Raw genomic sequence first — 3101 nt, 5'->3', positions numbered from 1 at the left:
GTAATGAATAAGATAAGTTTTGAATCAAAAACCCTATACTTATAAGATAACTAACATTCTTATTATCTAAAAACAAATTTATACCCAAAAAGTATACTTTAATCCTATAACTAATGAATATAGTGTAAGTAAATGTTATTAATACTACATATTGTGTGTTATTGTTTTCACTCACCCAATATGTAGCCTTATTAATTATAAATTAGGAACTTGATTTTTGCAAAAAATAGAGGGATAGTATTTAAGAGAATATATTAGTTTTCCTCTCTCTTATTATTTTTATCTTCTATTTTTACCCTTAATATAATCTAATTTTAAGTATTTTAGGTAATACTTTATTCCCCTTTTTTACATGGAATTATATATTCATTTCTATTAAATTAACTCAATATTATGGCTAATTTTAAAATTGAAATTAATTGGCTTAAAATACAAAACTCATCTAACATTAATATGGTATAAAGAATACCATATTAATGTTAGATGAGTTAATCTAGGGACATACTCAACCTTTTAATAGGATGGAGTGTTAAAGCTTATAGCCATCAGATATAACTTTCAAGAAAGTAAATTGAAAGTGTAAATTAAACTTCAAGTTTAAGTGAACAATTAATCTCTCTTTACCCTTCCTTGTTTGAGTTAAATCTCTGCCATCTCCAAGAATCTTCACACATGTCCTTTATTCCATATTCAGCGCTCCAGCCTAATTCCTTGTTTGCTTTAGTTGGATCTGCATAACATTCTGCTATATCTCCTGGTCTTCTATCCACTATTTTATAAGGTATATCTATTCCATTTATATCACTAAAGGTTTTAACTAAATCTAAAACACTATAACCATTTCCTGTACCTAAGTTGTAGGTTACGATACCAGGATTATCACTAAGTTTTTCTAAAGCTCTTAAATGACCTTTAGCTAAATCGACTACATGGATATAATCTCTGACCCCTGTTCCATCATGGGTTTCATAATCATCTCCAAATATATTTAACTCCTTTAACTCACCTACTGCAACCTTAGTTATATATGGCATTAAATTATTTGGTATTCCCTTAGGATTCTCTCCTATTTTTCCACTTTTATGAGCCCCAACAGGATTAAAATATCTAAGAATAGCAACATTTAAATCCTCATCAGCTTTACATATATCCCTTAACATATCTTCTATAATTAGCTTAGTTCTTCCATAAGGGTTTGTAACTGATAGAGGAAAATCTTCTGTTATTGGACATCCCTTAGGACTTCCATATACTGTAGCTGAGGAGCTAAAAACTAAATTATTCACATTATATTTCTTCATTAGCTTAAGTAAGACTAAGGTACTACCTAGATTATTATTATAATAATCTAAAGGTTTTTCTACAGACTCTCCTACAGCCTTTAAAGCCGCAAAATGTATAACAGCATCTATAGTATTTTCTTTAAAAACCTTCTCAAAGTTCTCCTCATCTAATAGATCTATAGGATAAACTTTAAATTCCTTATTTGTGATTTCTCTTACCCTATCTGCAACATCTTTGCTACTATTAACAAAGTTATCCACCGCAACTACTTCATATCCTTCACCTAAAAGCTCAGTGATAGTATGGCTACCTATATATCCACATCCACCTGTAACTAAAATCTTCATTGATGACCTCCCATATGTAAAATCAAATTGCTATAAGATTAAAAGTATAGTAGATTCATAGAACCTACTATACTTACATCTACTGAGTGATATGTTTTAAATATGATGTAAAGCTTTCATTAAGCTCTGGCATTCTTAAAGCATATTCTACGGTTGCCTTTAGAAATCCTAACTTATCTCCCACATCATAACGTGTTCCTCTAAAATCATAAGCATACATAGCCTCATGATTCATTAATGTACATAAAGCATCTGTAAGCTGTATTTCTCCACCCTTCCCTGGCTTTGTGTTCTCTAAAATTTCAAATATTTTAGGAGTTATAATATAACGTCCAAGAATAGCTACATTGGTAGGAGCTTCCTCAATAGATGGCTTTTCTACTAATCCCTTAACCTTATATACTCTATCTTCTATATGTATTCCGTTGACTATACCATACTTTGAAACATCTGCCTCTGGAACAGTTTGAACCCCTAATATGGAGGTATTATACTCATTGTAACAATCCATAAGCTGTTTTAAGCATGGTTTATCTTCATTATATACTATATCATCTCCAAGGAGAACAGCAAAGGGTTCATCACCAACAAAAGTTTTTGCACAATATATGGCATGTCCAAGTCCTTTAGGCTCCTTTTGACGTATGTAATGAATATCAACCATATCAGATATACTTCTAACTAAATCTAAAAGCTCATCCTTACCACTTTTCTCAAGCTGCATTTCAAGCTCTAAAGACTTATCAAAATGGTCTTCTATACACTTTTTATTTCTTCCCGTTATTATAAGTATCTCTTCAATTCCTGAAGCTATGGCTTCTTCTATTATGTACTGAATAGTTGGCTTATCAACTATTGGAAGCATTTCCTTAGGTTGAGCCTTTGTTGCTGGTAGAAATCTAGTTCCAAGCCCTGCCGCTGGTATTATTGCTTTTCTTATTTTAGTCATTTAATCACGTCCCTTATATGATAAGTATATTTTACTATCTAAGTATTATCTTCTAAATATTAATTAAGTATAACTCTAAATATTAAAAACTTATCAATATTATTATAATACATATTATCCTATTAAACTAATTAAAATCTTTATTATATTATATATCCTATAATAAATCGTGGAAATAATATAAGTTATATTAACAAAAATCTAGCTACTCTCCAAAGAGATTAAATTTCATAACCTGCTTTCATTTTATAATTTATATTATAATTCATTAATCTCTATTAAACAAATCCCTAGTATATACCTTATCTTCAACATCAAATAATTCTTGAGATAGTCTATTAGAGACAATAATGTTCGAAACTTTCTTAAACTCATCAAAATCTTTAATAACTCTAGAATTATAAAATGTATTTTCTTTTAAGGCAGGTTCATATATAATAACTTCAATACCTTTTGCTTTTATACGTTTCATTATTCCTTGTATAGAAGAGGACCTAAAATTATCGGAGTCAGTCTTCATT

General features: G+C 29.6%; 3 protein-coding genes. All 3 read right to left on the bottom strand.

Annotated elements, in window-relative coordinates; genetic code table 11:
* Positions 1–620: 620 nt before the first annotated feature.
* Positions 621–1631, bottom strand: coding sequence for a UDP-glucose 4-epimerase GalE (gene galE / locus AB2369_RS12560; protein ID WP_367666817.1), 1011 nt, complete (start codon positions 1629–1631; stop codon positions 621–623).
* A gap of 79 nt (positions 1632–1710) precedes the next feature.
* The gene (gene galU / locus AB2369_RS12555; protein ID WP_367666816.1) at positions 1711–2580 is read right to left on the bottom strand and encodes a UTP--glucose-1-phosphate uridylyltransferase GalU; all 870 of its coding nucleotides are present in this window, start codon (positions 2578–2580) and stop codon (positions 1711–1713) included.
* 268 nt (positions 2581–2848) lie between these two features.
* On the bottom strand, positions 2849–3101 hold a 253-nt coding region (locus tag AB2369_RS12550), incomplete at its 5' end, for a UDP binding domain-containing protein (RefSeq protein ID WP_367666815.1).

The sequence above is a fragment of the Clostridium sp. genome (genome assembly GCF_040797585.1).
Classification (GTDB): Bacteria; Bacillota; Clostridia; order Clostridiales; family Clostridiaceae; genus Clostridium_Z.
This window is presented reverse-complemented; position numbering and strand designations above follow the sequence as displayed.

Bases quoted from the DNA above. Each gene is read 5' to 3' on its own strand.
- galU (WP_367666816.1), bottom strand. From the start codon at position 2,580: ATGACTAAAATAAGAAAAGCAATAATACCAGCGGCAGGGCTTGGAACT.
- galE (WP_367666817.1), bottom strand. From the start codon at position 1,631: ATGAAGATTTTAGTTACAGGTGGATGTGGATATATAGGTAGCCATACT.